This window comes from Xanthomonas sp. PPL134 (assembly GCF_040595915.1).
Lineage (GTDB): Bacteria > Pseudomonadota > Gammaproteobacteria > Xanthomonadales > Xanthomonadaceae > Xanthomonas_A > Xanthomonas_A indica.
On the sequence record NZ_JAMDLL010000001.1, the window covers coordinates 309,405 to 329,734 of the forward strand.

A 20,330-nucleotide genomic window follows, 5' to 3' on the forward strand; every position below is an offset into this window, starting at 1 on the left:
GCAACCGTGGCGCGGCATGCCCGGGGATCGATGGCACGCCCTAGCCCTTGCCCAGCCGCGCCGCCAGCGCGCGCAGTGCGGCCTGGGTGTCCGGTGCCTGCCAGTCGTCGATCAGCCGCTCCAGGCCGATGTGCTCGTCGGCCAGCGCGGCGCGCAGGTCGGCGCGGGCGATGGCGCGGGTCTGCAGCATCGGCTGCCCCGGCCGCTTCAGCAGTTCCAGCAGCCAGGCCAGCGCGCGCGCCACCACCAGGTCGGCATCGACCAGTTCGTCGACCAGGTCGATCTCCAGCGCGCGCTCGGCGCTGACCAGGTCGCCGCCGACCAGCAGGCGTTCGGCGCGGTGCGCGCCCACCACCCGCCGCAGCAGGCGCTGGATGCCCTCCGGGGCGACCAGGCCGACCTGGGTCTCGTTGAGCCCGATGGTGACCGGGCGCGCCGGCTCGGGGCTGCGCGCCATCACCCGGTAGTCGCAGCACAGCGCCAGCACGCAGCCGCCGGCCGGGGCGTGGCCGGTCAGCGCCGCCACCACCGGCATCGGGCTGGCGGCCAGCGCGCGCGCCGCGCCGAAGAACTGCTGCCAGCTGGCGAGCAGCTTGGCGCGGTCGTCGCCGTGACTCAGCAGGTGCGGCACGTCCATGCCGGCGGAGAACAGCCGCTCGTTGCCGGACAGCACCAGGCCGTGCGCGCCGTCGGCGCCGGCCTGCTCGATCGCCTGGATCAGTTGCTGGCACAGCTCGGTGTCCAGCGCGTTGACCGGCGGCCGCGCCAGGCGCAGCTCGCGGATGGGGCCGTGGTTGATCACGTCGATGAGCGTCGTCATGCTGCGGTCTGCTTTCGAAGAAGGAACCGCGGCGATGATAACCAAACCATTCGCTGGCGTATTGATGGTGCTATGCGCGGTCGCCACCGCGGCATCGGCCGCGGAACCGGCCTGCGTCACCCTGGAGCAGGGCTGGGTGCGGTTGCCGCCGAATCCGGCCATGCCGATGACCGCCGGCTACGGCGTGCTCCACAACGGCTGCGGCAAGCCGGTCACGGTCACCGGCGTCAGCAGCCCCCGCTTCGGCGATGTGTCGCTGCACGAGACCACGCTCGTCGCCGGCGTCAGCCGGATGCGCGCGGTCGAGCGTGTGCCGCTGGCCCCCGGCGCCCGCGTCGAACTCAAGCCCGGCGGCATGCACCTGATGCTGATGCAGGGCACGGGTGCGCTGACCGAAGGCCAGGCCGTGCCGCTGCAGTTGCAACTGGACGATGGCGGCAAGGTCGATGCGACGCTGACCGTGCGCAAGCAGGCGATGTAAGGGGGAGTCCTTCGTACCTTGTAGGAGCGGCTTCAGCCGCGACAGGCATTCACTGCAACGCGCGTCGCGGCTGAAGCCGCGCCTACAAGGGCTGCGGCGCTGCAAAAAGCGGGCTATCAGAGGTGCCTGCAGGTGCTTGACTGAGTACGCGCCGCGGGGCGGTCGCGCGCTGCGCCGGCGAATTCAAGCGCGAATGTCGCCGGTACTGCGATGGGTTGCCTTGCGCCGGGTCGGTCCCGGCGCCGGCACAGGCCTCAGCTCGTCGCCTTGCGCACCGCGTCCGGCAGCGGCGCGCTCTTGCCGGTCTGGGTGTCCATCCACACGACCACCACGTTGCCGTCGGAATAGAGCCGGCTCTCGTCCTGCTGGTCGACGATGCGGTGGCCGATGGTCACGCTGCTGGTGCCCAGGCGCTCGACGAACAGCTCGACCAGGATGTCGTTGGGCCACACGATCGGTGCGCGGTAGTTGACGTTGGTCGCCGCCACCACCGGTGCGATGCGGTCGCGCATCGAGACGCCTTCCACGCCCAGCATCCAGCGCACGCGCGCCTCTTCCAGGTAGGAGATGTACTTGGCGTTGTTGACGTGGCCCATGCTGTCCATGTCGCGCCAGCGCACGCTGATCGGGATGCGCGCCAGGATCTTGTGTTCGCTGCTCATCAAACGTCCTTCTTCTTCTTGGTGCCGGTACTGGTGGTGCTCTTGCTGGCCTTGTCGCTCTTTGCCGCCACCGCCTGCTTCTTCGCCGGCTTTTCCGGCTTGACCTTGCGCGGCGGGCGCGCATCGGGCTTGTTGGCCATCGCCGCCGGCTGCTCCGGGCGCGCGCTGGTGGAGGGCAGCATCCGCGCCAGGAACTGGCCGGTGTACGACTGCGGGCAGGCCGCCACGTCTTCCGGCGTGCCGGTGACCAGGATGGTGCCGCCGCGGTGGCCGCCTTCCGGTCCCAGGTCGACGATCCAGTCCGCGGTCTTGATCACGTCCAGGTTGTGTTCGATCACCACCACGGTGTTGCCTTCGTCGCGCAGCTTGTGCAGCACGCCCAGCAGCGCCTCGATGTCGTGGAAGTGCAGGCCGGTGGTCGGCTCGTCGAGGATGTACAGGGTGCGGCCGGTATCGCGCCGCGACAGTTCCTTGGACAGCTTCACGCGCTGCGCCTCGCCGCCGGATAGGGTGGTCGCGCTCTGGCCGAGCTTGATATAGCTCAGGCCCACATCGACCAGGGTTTCCAGCTTGCGCGCGATCGACGGCACCGGCTCGAACAGCTTCAGCGCATCCTCGACGGTCATTTCCAGCACGTCGTTGATGTTGAAGCCCTTGTACAGGATCTCCAGCGTCTCGCGGTTGTAGCGCTTGCCGTGGCAGACGTCGCAGGGCACGTACACGTCCGGCAGGAAGTGCATCTCCACCTTGATCAGGCCATCGCCCTGGCAGGCCTCGCAGCGGCCGCCGCGCACGTTGAAGCTGAAGCGGCCCGGCGAGTAGCCGCGCGAGCGCGCTTCCGGCACCTGCGCGAACAGTTCGCGCAACGGCGTGAACAGGCCGGTATAGGTGGCCGGGTTGGAGCGCGGGGTGCGCCCGATCGGCGACTGGTCGATGTCCACGACCTTGTCGAACAGGTCCAGGTGCTCGATCTCGCGGTACGGCGCCACGCTGTGCGAGGCGCCGTTGATCTCGTTCGCCGCCAGGGTGAACAAGGTGTCGTTGATCAGGGTCGACTTGCCCGAGCCGGACACGCCGGTGATGCAGGTCAGCAGGCCGGCCGGGATGTCCAGGTCGACGTTCTTGAGGTTGTTGCCGGTGGCCCCGCGCAGGTGCAGGGTCATCTTCGGATTGGCCTTGTGGCGCTTGGCCGGGATCTCGATGCGGCGCTTGCCCGACAGGTATTGCCCGGTCAGCGAGCGCGGCGCCTTCAGCAGGTCCTGCACGCTGCCGTGGCCGACCACCTCGCCGCCGTGCACGCCGGCCCCCGGGCCGATGTCCAGCACGTAGTCGGCCAGGCGGATCGCGTCCTCGTCGTGCTCGACCACGATCACCGTGTTGCCGAGGTCGCGCAGGCGGGTGAGGGTGCCGAGCAGGCGTTCGTTGTCGCGCTGGTGCAGGCCGATCGAGGGCTCGTCGAGCACGTACATCACGCCGACCAGGCCGGCGCCGATCTGGCTGGCCAGGCGGATGCGCTGCGCCTCGCCGCCGGACAGGGTGTCGGCCTTGCGCTCGAGGGTCAGGTAATCCAGGCCGACGTCGACCAGGAAGCCGAGCCGCTCGGCGATCTCCTTGACGATCTTGCTGGCGATCTCGCCGCGCCAGCCGGGCAGGTCGAGCTGGCGGAAGAAGCTCAGCGCGTCGTCGATCGGCAGCACCACCAGGTCCGGCAGCGGGCGGTCGGCGACGAACACGTTGCGCGCGGCCTTGTTCAGGCGTGCGCCCTTGCAGTCCGGGCACGGCCGTTCACTGATGTACTTGGCCAGTTCCTCGCGCACCGCCGGCGATTCGGTCTCGCGGTAGCGGCGCTCCAGGTTGGGGATGATGCCTTCGAAGCGATGCTTGCGCTGGGTGCGGCCGCCGGCGTCGGTGAAGTAGGTGAAGGTGATGGTCTCGTCGCCGCTGCCGTACAGCACGGCCTGGCGCACGCTCGCCGGCAGCGACTGCCAGGGCGCGTCGACATCGAACTTGTAGTGCTTGGCCAGCGAGGCGATCAGCTGGAAGTAATACGCGTTGCGCCGGTCCCAGCCGCGCACCGCGCCGGCCGACAGCGACAGCTCCGGATGCACCACCACCCGCTCGGGATCGAAGAATTCGGCCACGCCCAGGCCGTCGCAGCTCGGACAGGCGCCCATCGGTGCGTTGAACGAGAACAGGCGCGGTTCCAGTTCCGGCAGCGAGTAGTCGCAGACCGGGCAGCTGTACTTGGAGGAGAACAGGTGCGGCGCGGCCGCGGTGTCGTCCAGCGACTGCACCGACACCATGCCGTCGGCCAGCTTCAGCGCGGTCTCGAAACTCTCGGCCAGGCGCTGCTTGATGTCCTCGCGCGGGCGGAAGCGGTCGATCACCGCCTCGATGGTGTGCTTCTGGCGCAGCGCCAGCGCCGGCACCGCGTCGATCTCGTACAACTCGCCGTCCACGCGCACGCGCACGAAGCCCTGCGCGCGCAGCTGCTCGAACACCTGCGCATGCTCGCCCTTGCGCTCGCGGATCACCGGCGCCAGCAGCATGTAGCGCTGCTCCGGGTCCAGGGTCAGCACGTGGTCGACCATCTGGCTGACCGTCTGCGCTTCCAGCGGATAGCCGTGGTCGGGGCAGCGCGGCTGGCCGACGCGTGCGTACAGCAGGCGCAGGTAGTCGTAGATCTCGGTGATGGTGCCGACGGTGGAGCGCGGGTTGTGCGAGGTCGACTTCTGCTCGATCGCGATCGCCGGCGACAGGCCCTCGATGTGATCGATGTCGGGCTTCTCCATCACGCTGAGGAACTGCCGCGCGTACGCCGACAGCGACTCCACGTAGCGGCGCTGGCCTTCGGCATAGATGGTGTCGAACGCCAATGAGGACTTGCCGGACCCGGACAGGCCGGTGATCACGATCAGCTTGTCGCGCGGCAAGTCGAGGTCGAGGTTCTTGAGGTTGTGCGTCCGCGCGCCGCGGATGCGGATGTAATCCATCGCCATGAAGAGATTCCGGAATGTGCCGGCCGTGGCGGTGCCGCTGGCCAGTGTGGGGGCGGAAAGGGGACGGCAATCGATCAGCGTACCCAGCTTGTCAGGTGGGGGCAATTGCCGCAGATCCCAGCGCCGCCGGGCGCCGGCGGCTGGCTGGTTCAGGCAGCCGCGCCAGGCCGCGGGGCTTGACAGTCCGGGTCTGGGTGGGCTTGACGCTGTCGCGTGCGGCGGCTTACAATCCCGCTCCTGTCTGCCCGAAACGGCACGACGGGAACGACCACAATAACTACAGAGGAAGTCTGGTCATGTACGCAGTACTGGTCACCGGCGGTAAGCAATACCGCGTCGCGCAGGGCGAAACGCTCCGCGTGGAAAAGCTCGAAGTCGAAGCCGGCAACGAGATCACGTTCGACAACATCCTGATGCTGGGCGACAGCGACGGCATCAAGATCGGCGACGCGCTGAAGGGCGCCGCCGTCACCGCCAAGGTCGTGGCCCACGGCCGCGCCGACAAGGTGCGCATCATCAAGTTCCGCCGCCGCAAGCACCACATGAAGCGTCAGGGTCATCGGCAGCACTACACCGAAATCGAGATCACCGGCATCGCCGGTGGCGACAAGAAGTAAGGAGCAGCAGTCATGGCACACAAAAAAGGCGTAGGTTCCTCGCGCAACGGCCGCGACTCCAACCCGAAGTACCTGGGCGTGAAGATGTTCGGCGGCCAGGCCATCGAAGCCGGCAACATCATCGTGCGTCAGCGCGGCACCCAGTTCCACCCGGGCGCCGGCGTCGGCCTGGGCCGCGACCACACCCTGTTCGCGCTGGTCGACGGCAAGGTCGAGTTCTCGGTGAAGGGCGCCAAGAAGCGCCGCACCGTGAGCGTGGTCACCGAGGCGTAAGTGCCGGTGTCCAGGGCATGCGCCATGGCGCAGGCTTGCTGACGAAAGCCCCGCTTCGGCGGGGTTTTTGTTTTGTGGCTGGGAATGGGGAATGGGGAATCGCAAACGCGCCTCCTGTGAACTCGCCCTGTCCTGGCTGCGCCAGGCAATGCAGTGATGGATTTTGCCGATCTGTGGCTGCGACATAGAATCGTCGCCGTGGCGACGGCTCGCTTTTCCATTCCCGATTCACCATTCCCCATTCCCGGTTGTTATCCATGAAACTCGTAGACGAAGCGGAAATCCAGGTCACGGCCGGCAATGGCGGCAATGGCTGCATCGGCTTTCGCCGCGAGAAGTTCATCCCGCTGGGTGGGCCCGATGGTGGCGATGGCGGCAACGGCGGCAGCGTGTGGCTGGTCGCCGACGAGAATCTCAACACCCTGGTCGACTTCCGCCACCAGCGCGCGTTCCGCGCGCAGCGCGGCGAGAACGGCATGGGTCGGCAGATGTACGGCAAGGCCGGCGAAGACCTGACCATCACCGTGCCGGTCGGCACCGTGGTGGTCAACGTCGAGACCGACGAGGTCATCGGCGACCTGGTCGCGCACGGCGACCGCCTGCTGGTCGCGCAGGGCGGCAAGGGCGGCCTGGGTAACATGCATTTCAAGAGTTCGGTGACGCGTGCGCCGCGCAAGGCCACGCCGGGCGAAGAGGGCGAGCAGCGCACGCTCAAGCTGGAGCTGAAGCTGCTGGCCGACGTCGGTCTGCTCGGCTTCCCCAATGCCGGCAAGAGCACCTTCATCCGGGCGGTGTCCGCCGCCACGCCGAAGGTCGCCGACTATCCGTTCACCACGCTGTACCCGAACCTGGGTGTGGTCAGCGTCGAGGCCTACCGCAGCTTCGTGATCGCCGACATTCCCGGGCTGATCGAGGGCGCCGCCGATGGCGCCGGCCTCGGTGCGCAGTTCCTGCGCCACCTGCAGCGCACCCGCCTGCTGCTGCACCTGGTGGATCTGGCGCCGATGGAGGGTGGCGTGGACGGCGTCTCGCCGACCGAGCAGGTGCGCGCGATCGAGCGCGAGCTGCAGAAGCACGATCCGGAGCTGCTGGCCAAGCCGCGCTGGCTGGTGCTGAACAAGGCCGACCTGATGTTCGAGGACGAGGCGCGCGCGCTGGCCGAGCAGGTCGTCGCCGAGCTGGGCTGGACCCAGCCCTGGTACCTGGTGTCGGCGCTGGGTCGCGAAGGCACCTGGCCGATCATGAAGGACGTGATGGCGTTCTTCGACCGCCAGCGCGAGGAGGCGCTGGAGGCAGCTGCCAATGGCGCCTGAGCGCTGCGCCGCACCGCGGCGCGCAGGGCGAGGTGATGCGCACACGAAAAACCCGGCCGAGGCCGGGCTTTTTCGTGGTGCAGCCGGAAGCGCAGGCGCTCCCGGCGTCGACGGTAGCCGATCAGGCGGCGGTCTTGATCGCCTTGATGCGGGCGCTCAGGCGGCTCTTGTGACGGGCAGCCTTGTTCTTGTGGATCAGGCCGCGCGAGCTGAAACGGTCGAGGATCGGCTGGGCGATGGCGAAAGCGGCTTCGGCGCCGGCTGCGTCGTTGGCGTCCAGGGCCTTGATGACCTTCTTGACGGCGGTGCGCAGCATCGAACGCTGAGCCGTGTTGCGCGCGTTGCGCACGACGGTCTGCTTGGCGCGCTTCTTGGCGGACTTGATATTGGCCACGGTGGTGGTTTCCTGGAAAGCTGTGTGGTGGATAAAAACAAGCGGGAGAGTATGAAGCGTCCGAATATTCGCGTCAAGTCAATTGTCAAGAGGGCCGCCGCATGAGCACGCCGCGCATGTTCCGCGGGCTGCTCTCCTTCAGCAGCATGACCATGGTCTCGCGCGTGCTGGGGCTGGTGCGCGACCAGGCCATCACCATTTCCTTCGGCGCCAACGCCACCACCGACGCGTTCTGGGTGGCGTTCCGCATTCCCAACTTCCTGCGCCGGCTGTTCGCCGAAGGCTCGTTCGCCACCGCCTTCGTGCCGGTGTTCACCGAGGTGAAGGAGACCCGCCCGCACGCCGACCTGCGCGCGCTGATGTCGCGGGTGTCCGGCACCCTGGGCGGGGTGCTGCTGCTGGTCACCGCGCTGGGGCTGATCTTCACCCCGCAGGTGGCGCTGCTGTTCAATCCCGGCGCCAGCGACGACCCGGCCAAGTTCGGGCTGATCGTCGACCTGCTGCGGCTGACCTTTCCGTTCCTGCTGTTCGTGTCGCTGACCGCGCTGGCCGGCGGTGCGCTCAACAGCTTCCACCGCTTCGGCCTGCCGGCGCTGACCCCGGTGATCCTCAACCTGTGCATGATCGCCGGCGCGCTGTGGCTGGCGCCGCGGCTGCAGGTGCCGATCCTGGCGATGGGCTGGGCGGTGCTGGTGGCCGGTGTGCTGCAGTTGCTGTTCCAGTTGCCGGCCTTGCGTGGCATCGACCTGCTGACCCTGCCGCGCTGGGGCTGGCAGCACCCGGACGTGCGCCGGGTGCTGACCCTGATGGTGCCGACCCTGTTCGGCTCCTCGATCGCGCAGATCAACCTGCTGCTGGACACGGTGATCGCCTCGTTCCTGTACGCCGGCTCGCAGAGCTGGCTGTCGCAGGCCGACCGCTTCCTGGAGCTGCCGCTGGGCGTGTTTGGCGTGGCCCTGGGCACGGTGATCCTGCCGGCGCTGTCGCGGCACCACGTCAAGACCGACCGCGCGGGCTTTTCCAGCGCGCTGGACTGGGGGCTGCGGACCACCTTGCTGATCGCGGTGCCGGCGATGCTGGGGCTGATGCTGCTGAGCCAGCCGCTGGTGGCGACCCTGTTCCAGTACGGCAAGTTCACCGCCTTCGACACGCGCATGGCGGCGATGTCGGTGTTCGGGTTGAGCTTCGGCCTGCCGGCGTTCGCCCTGCTCAAGGTGTTGCTGCCGGCGTTCTACTCGCGCCAGGACACGCGCACGCCGGTGCGCGCCGGCGTCGCCGCGCTGGTCGCCAACATGGCGCTGAACCTGCTGTTCCTGGCGATCCTGTACCAGTTGTGGGTGCCGGCGGAACTGCGCGCGCAGGGCGTGCGCGCGGCGCTGGAGGCGGTGCCGGGCCTGCACCTGGCCCTGGGCCTGGCCAGCGCGGTGGCCAGCTACCTCAACCTGTCGCTGCTGTGGCGCTGGCTGCGCCGCGACCAGGTCTACCAGCCCAAGCCGGGCTGGGGCGGTTACCTGCTGCGCCTGGGCGTGGCCTGCGCGGCGATGGCCGCGGTGCTGGCGCTGGGCCTGCACTGGCTGCCGGCGTTCACCACCATGGACAAGTGGCACCGCATCGGCAGCCTGCTGCTGCTGGTGGGCGGCGGCGGCGCGGTCTACCTGCTGGCGTTGCTGGCGCTGGGCTTCCGGCCGCGGGATCTGCGCGAGAGCTGAGAAGGGCTGGGAGTGGGGATTCGGGAGTCGTAGGAGCGGCTTCAGCCGCGACCTGGGGGTGCCGGTGAAATCCCCGGTCGCGGCTGAAGCCGCTCCTGTGGCGGGGCGCTGCGCCCGGGGCCTTGCCCCAGCCGCTATACTCGACGGTTACGCAACATCGACCGGCGCCTCCTGCGCCGGCGCTTCGGACCGAGGAATGAGCAGGCTGTTTAGAGACGTCGAGGGCGGGACGCTGTTCCCGCAGGGAAGCGTGGTCTGCATCGGCGCCTTCGATGGCCTGCACCTGGGCCACCGCGCGCTGGTGCGGCAGGCGATCGCGCGCGCGCGCGGGGCTGGCGTGCCGGCGGTGGCGCTGAGCTTCGAGCCGCTGCCGCGCGAGTTCTTCGCCCCGGCCGCGCCGCCGCCGCGGCTGACCCTGGCCCGGGCCAAGGTGCAGGGCCTGCACCGGCTCGGCATCGACAGCGTCGGCCTGCTGCGCTTCGACCGGCGCATGGCGTCGATGAGCGCCGAGGACTTCGTGCAGCGCGTGCTGGTCGAGCGCCTGCGTGCGCGCGAGGTCTGGATCGGCCCGGCGTTCCGCTTCGGCCACAAGCGCGGCGGCGACATCGCGCTGCTGCGCGCGCTGGGCGCCCAGCACGGCTTCGCCGCCGACGAGATCGCGCCGGTGCACCTGCGCGAGGAGCGCATCTCCAGCACCCGCATCCGCGAGTTGCTGGTGGCGGGGGAGTTCGTCCATGCCGCCGAGCTGCTCGGCCGCCCGTACGCGATCGGCGGCCGCGTGGTGCGCGGCAAGCAACTCGGGCGCACGCTCGGCTATCCCACCGCCAACCTGCGCTTCGCGCGGACTCCGGCGCTGTCCGGCATCTACGCCACCTGGGTGCACGGGGTGGCGGCGCAGCCATGGCCGTCGGTGTCCAGTTTCGGCACCCGCCCGACCGTGCAGGGCGTGGAGCCGCTGCTGGAAGCGCACCTGTTCGATTTCCAGGGCGACCTGTACGGTCGCCACATCGAGGTGGAGTTCGTCGCCAAGCTGCGCGACGAGGAAACCTTCGCCGATCTGCCGGCGCTGACCGCGCAGATGCACCGCGACGCCGCGCTGGCGCGGCAACTGCTCGCCGCGCCGGCCGCCACGGGCCTGCCGCCCGTGTCCGCCGCCCCGCGCGCGGACCTCCCCCTGAAGACCACCGACCGGTAACTGCCCGTGACCCAGGACTACAAAGCCACCCTCCACCTGCCGGCGACCGAGTTCCCGATGCGCGGCGACCTGCCCAAGCGCGAGCCGGACATCCTGGCGCGCTGGGAGAGCGAGGGCCTGTATACGCGGCTGCGCGACAACGCCCAGGGCCGGCCGCTGTTCGTGCTGCACGACGGCCCGCCCTACGCCAACGGCGCGATCCACCTCGGGCATGCGGTCAACAAGATCCTCAAGGACATCATCGTCAAGTCCAAGTACCTGTCCGGCTTCGACGCGCCGTACATCCCGGGCTGGGACTGCCATGGCCTGCCGATCGAGATCGCGATCGAGAAGAAGTTCGGCAAGGTCGGGGTCAAGCTGGATGCGGAGCAGTTCCGGCAGAAGTGCCGCGAATACGCCAACGAGCAGATCGACATCCAGCGCCGCGACTTCAAGCGCCTGGGCGTGATCGGCGACTGGGACAACCCCTACCGCACGCTGGACTTCCATTTCGAGGCCAACGAGATCCGTGCGCTGGCCAGGATCGTCGACAACGGCCACCTGACCCGCGGCGTGAAGCCGGTGCACTGGTGCTTCGACTGCGGTTCGGCACTGGCCGAGGCCGAGATCGAGTACGCCGACAAGCAGTCGCCGACGGTGGACGTGGCCTACACGGCCCGCGACGGCGCGGCGCTGGCCGCCGCGTTCGGCGCGACCCTGCCGGACGGCGCCGAAGTGGCCGTGCCGATCTGGACCACCACGCCGTGGACGCTGCCGGCCTCGCTGGCGGTGTCGCTGGGGCCGGAGCTGGTCTATGCGCTGGTCGAAGGCCCGGCCCGCGACGGCCGCCGCCGCTGGCTGGTGCTGGCCGATGCGCTGGCCGAGCGCGCGCTGCAGCGCTACGGCGTCGATGAGGTGGTGGTGCACGGCCGCGTCGCCGGCGCGGCGCTGGAACACCAGGTGCTGGCGCATCCCTTCTACGACAAGCGCGACGTGCCGGTGATCCTCGGCACCCACGTGTCCGACACCGACGGCACCGGCGCGGTGCACACCGCGCCCGGCCACGGCCAGGAGGACTACGTGGCGGTCAAGCCGTACGGGCTGCTGGAGCGCTACGGCGCTGCGCAGATCAACCCGGTGGATGCGCGCGGCGTGTACCTGCCCTCGACCCCCGCGGTCGATGGCACGGAGCTGGCCGGGCTGCACATCTGGAAGGCCAACGACGTCATCGCCGACCTGCTGGCCGCACGCGGGCTGCTGCTGGCGCGCGCCAGCATGGTCCACAGCTACCCGCACTGCTGGCGGCACAAGACCCCGATCGCGTTCCGCGCCACCCCGCAGTGGTTCATCTCGATGGAGCAGGCCAACCTGCGTGCCGAGGCGCTGCAGGCCATCGAGGGCGTGCACTGGTACCCGTCCTGGGGCCAGGCGCGCATCGCCGGCATGGTCGCCGGGCGCCCGGACTGGACGATCTCGCGCCAGCGCACCTGGGGCGTGCCGATCGCGCTGTTCGTGCACCGCGAGACCGGCGAGCCGCATCCGCGCAGCACCGAGCTGATGCGCCAGGTCGCCGACCGGGTCGAGGAGGGCGGGGTGGACGTGTGGTACGCGCTCGACGCTGCCGAGCTGCTCGGCGACGAGGCGGCCGACTACGAGAAGATCACCGACATCCTCGACGTCTGGTTCGATTCCGGCGTCACCCACGAGGCGGTGCTGACCGAACGCGGCCTGCCCAAGCCGGCCGACCTGTACCTGGAAGGCTCCGACCAGCACCGCGGCTGGTTCCAGTCCTCGCTGCTGACCGGCGTGGCGCTGGACCACGCCGCGCCGTACCGGCAGTGCCTGACCCACGGTTTCACCGTGGACGAGCACGGCCGCAAGATGTCCAAGTCGCTGGGCAACGGCATCGAGCCGCAGGACATCATGAAGACGCTGGGCGCGGACATCCTGCGCCTGTGGATCGCCTCGGCCGATTACAGCAACGAGATGTCGCTGTCGCAGGAGATCCTCAAGCGCAACGCCGACGCCTACCGGCGCCTGCGCAACACCGCGCGCTTCCTGCTCGGCAACCTGCACGGCTTCAACCCGGCCATGCACCTGCGGCCGCTGCCGGAGCTGGTGGCGCTGGACCGCTGGATCGTGCACCGCGCCTACGAGGTGCAGGAGCAGATCAAGGCCGCCTATGCGCGCTACGACTTCGCCGCGATCGTGCAGGCGCTGCTGAACTTCTGCAGCGTGGACCTGGGCTCGCTGTACCTGGACGTGACCAAGGACCGGCTGTACACGATGGCCGAGGACTCGCACGGCCGGCGCTCGGCGCAGACCGCGATGTTCCATGTGGCCGAGGCCTTCGTGCGCTGGATCGCGCCGATCCTGAGCTTCACCGCCGACGAGCTGTGGGGCTACCTGCCCGGTGCGCACCTGGGCAACGTGTTGTTCGCGACCTGGTACGAGGGCCTGGCGCCGCTGCCGGAAGACGCGCCGCTGAGCGCGGCCGACTTCGAGCAGTTGCTGGCGCTGCGCGAGCAGGTGGCCAAGGTGCTGGAGCCGATGCGCGGCAACGGCGTGATCGGTGCCGCCCTGGAGGCGGAGATCACCGTCGCCGCCGACGCCGCCACCGCGGCGAAGCTGCAGCCGCTGCAGGAAGAACTGCGCTTCCTGTTCATCAGCGGCGACGTGGTGGTGCGCGAGGCCACGACCGACGAGATCTTCGTCAGCGCCCAGGCCACCGAGAAGCCCAAGTGCGTGCGTTGCTGGCACTACCGCGCCGACGTCGGCGCCGACCCGGCGCACCCGGAACTGTGCGGCCGTTGCGTCAGCAACATCGAAGGACCGGGCGAGGAGCGCCGCTGGTTCTGAGTTCCCTCCCCGGCCATGCGGTGTGCGCGTCGCCGGGGCACTCGGCGGCGCCGTCGCCGCGGCGCCGACCGTCCTTTTTTTCCTCATTCGCCCAAGGCGGACTTCCCGCATGACCGCACGACCCAACCCCTCCGCCCTGATCTGGCTGCTGCTGTCGGCCGTGGTGATCGGCCTGGACCAGTGGAGCAAGGCCTGGGTGCTGTCCAGCCTGCCCGAGTTCACCGCGGTGCCGGTGATTCCCGGCTTCTGGAACTGGTACCGGACCTACAACACCGGCGCCGCGTTCAGTTTCCTGAGCCAGGCCGGCGGCTGGCAGCTCTGGTTCTTCACCGCGCTGGCGGTGGGCATCAGCGCCCTGCTGGCCTGGTGGCTGGCGCGCACCCCGCGCGGCGAGTGGCGCAGCGCGCTGCCGTACGCGCTGGTGATCGGCGGGGCGATCGGCAATGTGATCGACCGGCTGATGCACGGCCACGTGGTCGATTTCATCCAGTGGTACGTGGGCGAGCACTACTGGCCCTCGTTCAACATCGCCGACTCGGCGATCGTCGCCGGCGCCATCGGCATCGCCCTGTTCGGCGTGTTCGACGGCAAGGCGAAGCGAAAAGCGGGATAATCGGTGCCACTCTCCCTGTCGAAGCGCCTGGTCCCCTGCGGCCGGCGGATCTAGCCAATGGATGTCCTGCTCGCCAACCCCCGCGGCTTCTGCGCCGGCGTCGATCGCGCGATCGAGATCGTCAAGCGCGCCATCGAAACCCTGGGCGCGCCGATCTACGTACGCCACGAGGTGGTGCACAACCGCTTCGTGGTCGACGACCTCAAGCAGCGCGGCGCGATCTTCGTCGAGGAACTGGACGAAGTGCCCGACGGCAACACGGTGATCTTCAGTGCCCACGGCGTGGCCCAGGCGGTGCGTCAGGAAGCCGAGCGGCGTGGCTTGAAGGTGTTCGACGCGACCTGCCCGCTGGTCACCAAGGTGCATTTCGAGGTGGCCCGGCACTGCCGCGCCGGCCGCGACGTGGTGCTGATCGGCCACGCCGGCCACCCGGAGGTGGAAGGCACGATGGGGCAGTGGGACCGCGAATGCGGCACCGGCCGCATCTACCTGGTCGAGGACATCGAGCAGGTCGCCACGCTGGACGTGAAGCAGCCGGAGAACCTGGCCTACACCACCCAGACCACGCTGTCGGTGGACGATACCCGCGGCATCATCGAGGCGTTGCGTGCGCGCTACCCGGCGATGCAGGGCCCGAAGAACGACGACATCTGCTATGCCACGCAGAACCGCCAGGACGCGGTGCGCGACCTGGCCAGGGAGTGCGACCTGGTGCTGGTGGTCGGCTCGCCGAACAGCTCCAATTCCAACCGGCTGAGCGAACTGGCCCGGCGCGACGGGGTGGAGTCCTACCTGATCGACGGCGCCGACGAGATCGACCCGGCCTGGATCGCCGGCAAGTGCCGGGTCGGCCTGACCGCCGGCGCCTCGGCGCCGCAGGTGCTGGTGGACGGGGTGATCGCGCGGCTGCGCGAACTCGGCGCCGACGGCGTGTCGGAACTGGCGGGCGAACCGGAATCGATGGTGTTCGCCCTGCCCAAGGAACTGCGGCTGCGCCTGGTCGACTGACGGGCGCGTGCGGTCGCGCGTTCTGCACTGGAGAGGCGGCTGTCGTGGCGAGCCGTAGGAGCGGCTCCAGCCGCGACGTGCCTTGTCGGGAACGCCCGTCGCGGCTGATCCCGAAAAGGGGACAAGAGCCGCTCCTACGAGATCACCGAGACGGCGCGATGCGCACCAACAGGGTATTGGCGGCGCCCCGAAGCCGTCTCACATGAGCGCGAAGCGTCCTGGCAGCGGTGCCGGCATCGCACGTCTGGCCTCCGGCGCCTGGCCGCGCCGCAGCCATCCACGCTCACTGGCGCTGCATGCCCCGCGGCCGCCCCTGTGCATCGAACAGGATGCCCATGGTGACGTGATCGCCTTCCACGCCATCGGGCATCCAGCGCAAGCGGCCGCGCCGGCCGATCAGCACGTACACGTGATCCACCTTCTCCGGCTCGGCCTGCAGCGCCTCGCCCTGTTCCTTCAGGGCCGTGGCCACCCGATAGGCGCCCTCGAAATCGATGTCCTGCAAGGCGGCGGTGTCGGTGGCCGGCTTGAGGAACGGGCCGAACATGCGCGGATCCACCGGCGCGCCCTTGTGCCAGGCCTCGTCGTGGAAGCTGTAGTCGTCCACGTGGCCCGGCCGCGCGGGGTCCAGCAACTGGAGTCCGATTCGATTGTCGTAGAAGTGCACGGCATGGAACACGCGCAGATCGTGGCCCTGCAGGTCGGGCAGGTCCACCAGTGCTTGACGCGCCGCGCGCAGCCGCTCCAGGTCGAACAGCAGGTTGCCGCGCGGTGCCGGCGTCGGCTCCGGGCGGGTGTCGGCAGCGGGAGCGGTCGTGGTCGGCGCCACCAGCGATTGCGGCGTGGAGGGGGATTGCAGGGCAGCCCCTGGGCCCGCCGCCTGCAGGCGCGGGCCCGCCTGCAGGGTGGCGCGGATGGTGTCCCAGGCGCCGCCGGCGAAGGCGAGGCCGCCGAGCAGCAGGACCACGCCGGCGAAGACCACGGGGGTGGGCGGCGTCTTCATGGCAGCTCCAGGTCGGCGCGGGTGGGATGCTGCGGGTCGTACAGCACCGACACGGTCTCGCGCGGAAGCTGCCCGACGTCGAGCAGCGACACGAACCGCCGCATCGTCGCCTCGTGCGGAGTGCCCGACGCGTCCTCGAACGCCACACGGAACTCCACCTGCGGCTGCTCGTTGAGGGTGGTGCCGGTCTGGCGCACGTCCAGCACCCGCGCACGGGCGCGCAGGCCGCGGTACTTCAGGGTTTCGTCGGTGGCGTTGCGGCGGACCACGCGCAGGATCACGCGCAGCGCCAGCACGTAGCCGTTGAGCACCAGCGCGCACATCAGCAGCGGGTGGTTGAAGGTCAGGAAGGTCCAGCCCAGCCCGCGGTTCTGCAGGCGCCAGGCCACGACGTAGGCCGCGCCGACCAGGACCACCAGCAGCACGGCGCCGGCCGCCCGGCGCCACAGGCTGGCGCGGTCCAGAGCCGGCTCGGCGTCCTCCAGCACCAGGTTCGGGGTGGTTCCCGGCGTGGTGCTCAGCCGCAGCGGCACGGTCCGGCCGCTCTCGAAGCGGCGTTGCGCCGGCTTGCGGTCCACGATCACCAGGGTGTCGCGGATGGGGGTGCCGGCCAGGTTGTCGAAGGCCAGGGTCAGCGACAGCTGCGGCCAGCCCTTGACCTCGACGCCGGTCGGTGCGGCGCGTTCGATCAGCGCCTCGCGGCGCACGCCGTGGGCGAGGAGGTGGCGCACGCGTTGCAGGGCGCGTCCCGGCATCAGCAGCAGCGTGTCCAGGTAGGCGTAGAGCAGGTGCAGCCACAGGCCCAGCGACAGCGCCAGCAGGGTCAGCGCCCATGCGGGCGAACTGGGCTGGGCCAGCACGCGTGGCCAGTCGCTGCCGAAGTAGAGGATGCAGGGGAAGGGCAGGGCGAAGAACAGCAGGAACGCGAGCCAGAACCAGGCGAACAACTTCACGATGTGCGGGGGATGCGGACGACGGGGCGGGAGGGTAACCCATCGATTGCGGCGCGCGCGCGAAGGCCCGGGCAGCGATTGACCCCGGCCTGGGCCGACGCCTAGAATTGCCAGTTCCGCCGGAATAGCTCAGTCGGTAGAGCGGCGCATTCGTAATGCGTAGGTCGCAGGTTCGACTCCTGTTTCCGGCACCAGTTGCACCCAGAAGGCAGCCGCAAGGCTGCCTTCCTGGTTTCTGCGAGGCCGCTTTCTGCGACGCAGGTCCGTGCGCACCGCAACCTGCGACGCCGTGTCGCAGCCGGGTGCGGCAATGTGTCGCACATAAAAACGCGGCCTGGCGCCCGCCTGGGCTTGTCAATGACTTCCGGAGTTGCCGCACGGCAGCATAAAATGCGTCGTTGATCGCGCATGCCGGCCCGGATGCCGCGGCGGATGCGGGACAGCCCTTGTGCGGCGCCCCGCCTCCCGCTCCCGCGCGGTTCGCATCCCCTACGCAATTGGATCGTTCGATGATTCCGTTGAAACAACTCCGGCGCTCGCTGCGCTCCGGTCTGTTGCTGCTGGCCGCGCTGCTGCTGGCCGGCTGCAACTCGGCCATCCTCAACCCCAAGGGTCAGATCGGCCACGACGAGAAGACGCTGCTGATCACCTCGGTGGTGCTGATGCTGCTGGTGGTGATCCCGGTCATCGTCATGACCCTGGCCTTCGCCTGGCGCTACCGCGCGTCCAACACCAAGGCGCGCTACGAGCCGAACTGGTCGCACTCCACCGCGATCGAGGTGGTGGTGTGGTCGATCCCGTGCATGATCATCCTGGTCCTGGCGGTGCTGACCTGGCGCTCCTCGCATGCGCTGGATCCGTACAAGCCGCTGGAGTCGGACGTCAAGCCGATCACCATCGAGGCGGTGGCGCTGGACTGGAAGTGGATGTTCATCTATCCGGAGCAGGGCATCGCCACGGTCAACGAGATCGCGTTCCCGGTCGACACGCCGCTGAACTTCAAGATCACCTCCGACACGGTGATGAACTCGTTCTTCATCCCGCACCTGGGCACGCAGATCTACGCGATGGCCGGCATGGAGACCAAGCTGCACCTGATCGCCAACGAGCCGGGCGAGATGTTCGGCCTGTCGGCGAACTACAGCGGCCACGGCTTCTCGAAGATGGGCTTCGCCGCGCATGCCACCGACCGCGCCGGCTTCGACGCGTGGGTGGCCAAGGTCAAGGCGTCGCAGAAGACCCTGAACCAGGCCGAGTTCCAGGTGCTGGCGGCCAACCGCAACGACAAGGCCGCCTACCCGGTGACGTACTACGCCTCGGTGCAGGACGGCCTGTTCAAGTCGTTGATCGACAAATACATGATGGGCAAGGGCCACAAGATGGAAGGCCACGACGCTCATCCGGCATCGGCTGCTGAGCCGGTCGCCATGTGCACTTCTGGAGACAAGTGATGCTAGGCAAACTCACGCTCGAGGCGGTTCCGTACCACGAGCCGATCATCATGGCGGCGCTCGGCGGCGCCGGCCTGCTCGGCCTGCTGGTCGTGGCCGCGGTCACCAAGTACAAGCTGTGGGGCTATCTCTGGAAGGAGTGGTTCACCTCGGTCGACCATAAGCGCATCGGCGTCATGTACATCGTGGTGGCGCTGGTCATGCTGCTGCGCGGCTTCGCCGATGCGGCGATGATGCGCACCCAGCAGGCGATCGCGCACGGCGGCAACGAAGGCATCTTCCCGCCGCACCACTACGATCAGATCTTCACCGCGCACGGCGTGATCATGATCTTCTTCATGGCCATGCCGTTCATGACCGGCCTGCTGAACCTGATCGTGCCGCTGCAGATCGGCGCGCGCGACGTGGCGTTCCCGTTCCTGAACTCGCTGAGCTTCTGGCTGTTCGTGGCCGGCGCGGCGCTGGTCAACATCTCCCTGGGCGTGGGCGAGTTCGCGCAGACCGGCTGGTTGGCCTACCCGCCGCTGTCCGGGCTGGAATACAGTCCAGGCGTCGGTGTCGACTACTACATCTGGGCGTTGCAGATCTCGGGCCTGGGCACATTGCTCACCGGCATCAACTTCTTCGTGACGATCATGCGCATGCGCGCGCCGGGCATGACCCTGATGCGCATGCCGATCTTCACCTGGACCGCGCTGATCACCAACATCCTGATCATCGCCGCGTTCCCGATCCTGACCGTGGCGCTGGCGCTGCTGGGTGCGGACCGCTACCTGGGCACGCACTTCTTCACCAACGACGGTGGCGGCAACGCCATGATGTACGTCAACCTGATCTGGATCTGGGGCCACCCGGAGGTCTACATCCTGATCCTGCCGGCGTTCGGCATCTTCTCCGAGCTGATCGCCACCTTCAGCCGCAAGCGCCTGTTCGGCTACACCTCGATGGTGTACGCGACCTCGTGCATCGGCGTGCTGTCGTTCATCGTGTGGCTGCACCACTTCTTCACCATGGGTTCGGGCGCCAACGTCAATGCCTTCTTCGGCATCACGACGATGATCATCTCGATCCCCACCGGCGTGAAGATCTTCAACTGGCTGTTCACCATGTTCCGCGGCCGCGTGCACATGACCGCACCGGTGCTGTGGACCATCGGCTTCATCATCACCTTCGTCATCGGCGGCATGACCGGCGTGATGCTGGCGATCCCGGCGGTGGACTTCGTGCTGCACAACAGCCTGTTCCTGATCGCGCACTTCCATAACGTGATCATCGGCGGCGTGGTGTTCGGCTACCTGGCGGGCCTGACCTACTGGTTCCCGAAGGCGTTCGGTTTCAAGCTCAACGAGAAGCTGGGCAAGGCCTCGTTCTGGTGCTGGATCATCGGCTTCTTCGTCGCCTTCATGCCGCTGTACGTGCTCGGCTTCATGGGCATGACCCGGCGCATGAACAGCTACAACCACCCGGAGTGGGCGCCGTGGCTGATGGTGGCCGCGGCGGGTGCGGCGATCATCGGTACCGGCATCTTCCTGAACCTGGTGCAGATCGGCTACAGCATCTGGAAGCGCAAGGACAACCTGGACCTGACCGGCGACCCGTGGGACGGCCGGACCCTGGAGTGGGCGACCTCCTCGCCGCCGCCGTTCTACAACTTCGCGGTGCTGCCGCACATCGACGACCGCGACCAGTTCTGGGAAGACAAGCTCAAGGGCAAGGGCTGGCCCCGTCCGGCCAAGTACGAACCGATCCACATGCCGCGCAACACGGCGGCGGGTTTCTGGATCGGTGCCTTCAGCATCGTCCTGGGTTTCGCGCTGACCTGGCACATCTGGTGGATGGCGGTGATCGGCCTGGTCGGCATGATCGGCAGCTTCATCGCGCGCACCTTCGATGACGACATCGATTACTGGGTCCCGGCGGAGGAAGTGGAACGCATCGAGAACGCGCGTTTCGCCCTGCTGGAACAGCAACACGCGGCCAACGCCGCAAAGGCGGTCTGAA

The 20,330-nt window shown here is 68.6% G+C and carries 17 protein-coding genes and 1 tRNA gene; 12 read left to right on the forward strand and 6 right to left on the reverse strand.

The genetic code is table 11. From position 1 onward, the window contains the following. Nucleotides 1-40: 40 nt before the first annotated feature. Nucleotides 41-820 (reverse strand): enoyl-CoA hydratase/isomerase family protein, encoded by a 780-nt coding sequence (locus M3U25_RS01425; protein ID WP_355495711.1) that lies wholly within the window; start codon nucleotides 818-820, stop codon nucleotides 41-43. A gap of 34 nt (nucleotides 821-854) precedes the next feature. Between M3U25_RS01425 and M3U25_RS01430 the strand changes: the two genes are divergently transcribed. After that, the gene (locus M3U25_RS01430) at nucleotides 855-1,301 is read left to right on the forward strand and encodes a copper chaperone PCu(A)C (protein ID WP_355495708.1); all 447 of its coding nucleotides are present in this window, start codon (nucleotides 855-857) and stop codon (nucleotides 1,299-1,301) included. 254 nt (nucleotides 1,302-1,555) lie between these two features. Here M3U25_RS01430 and M3U25_RS01435 read toward each other — a convergent pair whose 3' ends face one another. Both M3U25_RS01435 and uvrA read right to left on the reverse strand, forming a co-directional pair. Beyond that, a complete protein-coding gene (locus tag M3U25_RS01435; protein ID WP_355495706.1) occupies nucleotides 1,556-1,963 on the reverse strand; it encodes a thioesterase family protein in 408 nt (135 codons plus the stop codon). Beyond that, entirely contained in the window at nucleotides 1,963-4,962 is a 3,000-nt protein-coding gene (uvrA, locus tag M3U25_RS01440; protein ID WP_242156482.1) for an excinuclease ABC subunit UvrA, read from the reverse strand. The genes M3U25_RS01435 and uvrA overlap by 1 nt, the downstream gene beginning before the upstream one ends. Before the next feature lie 296 nt (nucleotides 4,963-5,258). Here uvrA and rplU point away from each other — a divergent pair, with 296 nt between their 5' ends. From rplU to cgtA, 3 genes are all read left to right on the forward strand, one after another. Beyond that, nucleotides 5,259-5,579, forward strand: coding sequence for a 50S ribosomal protein L21 (gene rplU, locus M3U25_RS01445; RefSeq protein WP_010341170.1), 321 nt, complete (start codon nucleotides 5,259-5,261; stop codon nucleotides 5,577-5,579). Between the two features lie 12 nt (nucleotides 5,580-5,591). Further along, nucleotides 5,592-5,852, forward strand: a complete 261-nt coding sequence (gene rpmA, locus M3U25_RS01450; RefSeq protein ID WP_010341169.1) for a 50S ribosomal protein L27 — start codon at nucleotides 5,592-5,594, stop codon at nucleotides 5,850-5,852. Between the two features lie 257 nt (nucleotides 5,853-6,109). Then, complete coding sequence (cgtA, locus tag M3U25_RS01455) at nucleotides 6,110-7,165, forward strand: Obg family GTPase CgtA (protein WP_355495701.1); 1,056 nt, start codon at nucleotides 6,110-6,112, stop codon at nucleotides 7,163-7,165. Between the two features lie 121 nt (nucleotides 7,166-7,286). Here cgtA and rpsT read toward each other — a convergent pair whose 3' ends face one another. After that, the gene (rpsT, locus tag M3U25_RS01460; protein ID WP_010341167.1) at nucleotides 7,287-7,559 is read right to left on the reverse strand and encodes a 30S ribosomal protein S20; all 273 of its coding nucleotides are present in this window, start codon (nucleotides 7,557-7,559) and stop codon (nucleotides 7,287-7,289) included. Between the two features lie 116 nt (nucleotides 7,560-7,675). On the opposite strand from rpsT, the gene murJ reads away from it, so the two are divergent. The 5 genes from murJ to ispH all read left to right on the forward strand — a co-directional run bounded on the left by murJ (nucleotide 7,676) and on the right by ispH (nucleotide 14,922). Beyond that, complete coding sequence (gene murJ, locus M3U25_RS01465) at nucleotides 7,676-9,268, forward strand: murein biosynthesis integral membrane protein MurJ (RefSeq protein WP_355496348.1); 1,593 nt, start codon at nucleotides 7,676-7,678, stop codon at nucleotides 9,266-9,268. Nucleotides 9,269-9,464: 196 nt separating this feature from the next. Then, on the forward strand, nucleotides 9,465-10,463 hold the full coding sequence (locus M3U25_RS01470) for a bifunctional riboflavin kinase/FAD synthetase (RefSeq protein ID WP_355495697.1): 999 nt from the start codon (nucleotides 9,465-9,467) through the stop codon (nucleotides 10,461-10,463). A gap of 6 nt (nucleotides 10,464-10,469) precedes the next feature. Continuing rightward, nucleotides 10,470-13,301: an isoleucine--tRNA ligase gene (gene ileS, locus M3U25_RS01475; RefSeq protein ID WP_355495694.1), complete on the forward strand. Its 2,832-nt coding sequence runs from the start codon at nucleotides 10,470-10,472 to the stop codon at nucleotides 13,299-13,301. Between the two features lie 109 nt (nucleotides 13,302-13,410). Further along, nucleotides 13,411-13,914 (forward strand): signal peptidase II, encoded by a 504-nt coding sequence (gene lspA, locus M3U25_RS01480; RefSeq protein WP_160964381.1) that lies wholly within the window; start codon nucleotides 13,411-13,413, stop codon nucleotides 13,912-13,914. Between the two features lie 57 nt (nucleotides 13,915-13,971). Beyond that, a complete protein-coding gene (ispH, locus tag M3U25_RS01485; protein ID WP_355495690.1) occupies nucleotides 13,972-14,922 on the forward strand; it encodes a 4-hydroxy-3-methylbut-2-enyl diphosphate reductase in 951 nt (316 codons plus the stop codon). A 283-nt stretch (nucleotides 14,923-15,205) separates the two neighbouring features. On the opposite strand, the gene M3U25_RS01490 is transcribed toward ispH, so the two are convergent. Then, on the reverse strand, nucleotides 15,206-15,925 hold the full coding sequence (locus tag M3U25_RS01490; RefSeq protein WP_355495687.1) for a hypothetical protein: 720 nt from the start codon (nucleotides 15,923-15,925) through the stop codon (nucleotides 15,206-15,208). Beyond that, on the reverse strand, nucleotides 15,922-16,878 hold the full coding sequence (locus M3U25_RS01495) for a hypothetical protein (RefSeq protein WP_355495684.1): 957 nt from the start codon (nucleotides 16,876-16,878) through the stop codon (nucleotides 15,922-15,924). The genes M3U25_RS01490 and M3U25_RS01495 overlap by 4 nt, the downstream gene beginning before the upstream one ends. Nucleotides 16,879-16,996: 118 nt before the next feature. On the opposite strand from M3U25_RS01495, the gene M3U25_RS01500 reads away from it, so the two are divergent. From M3U25_RS01500 to cyoB, 3 genes are all read left to right on the forward strand, one after another. Further along, nucleotides 16,997-17,072: transfer RNA gene (locus M3U25_RS01500), tRNA-Thr, on the forward strand. Between the two features lie 315 nt (nucleotides 17,073-17,387). Further along, nucleotides 17,388-18,329, forward strand: coding sequence for a ubiquinol oxidase subunit II (gene cyoA, locus M3U25_RS01505; RefSeq protein WP_242082211.1), 942 nt, complete (start codon nucleotides 17,388-17,390; stop codon nucleotides 18,327-18,329). Further along, entirely contained in the window at nucleotides 18,329-20,329 is a 2,001-nt protein-coding gene (cyoB, locus tag M3U25_RS01510; RefSeq protein ID WP_355495681.1) for a cytochrome o ubiquinol oxidase subunit I, read from the forward strand. The genes cyoA and cyoB overlap by 1 nt, the downstream gene beginning before the upstream one ends. Nucleotide 20,330 lies beyond the last annotated feature (1 nt).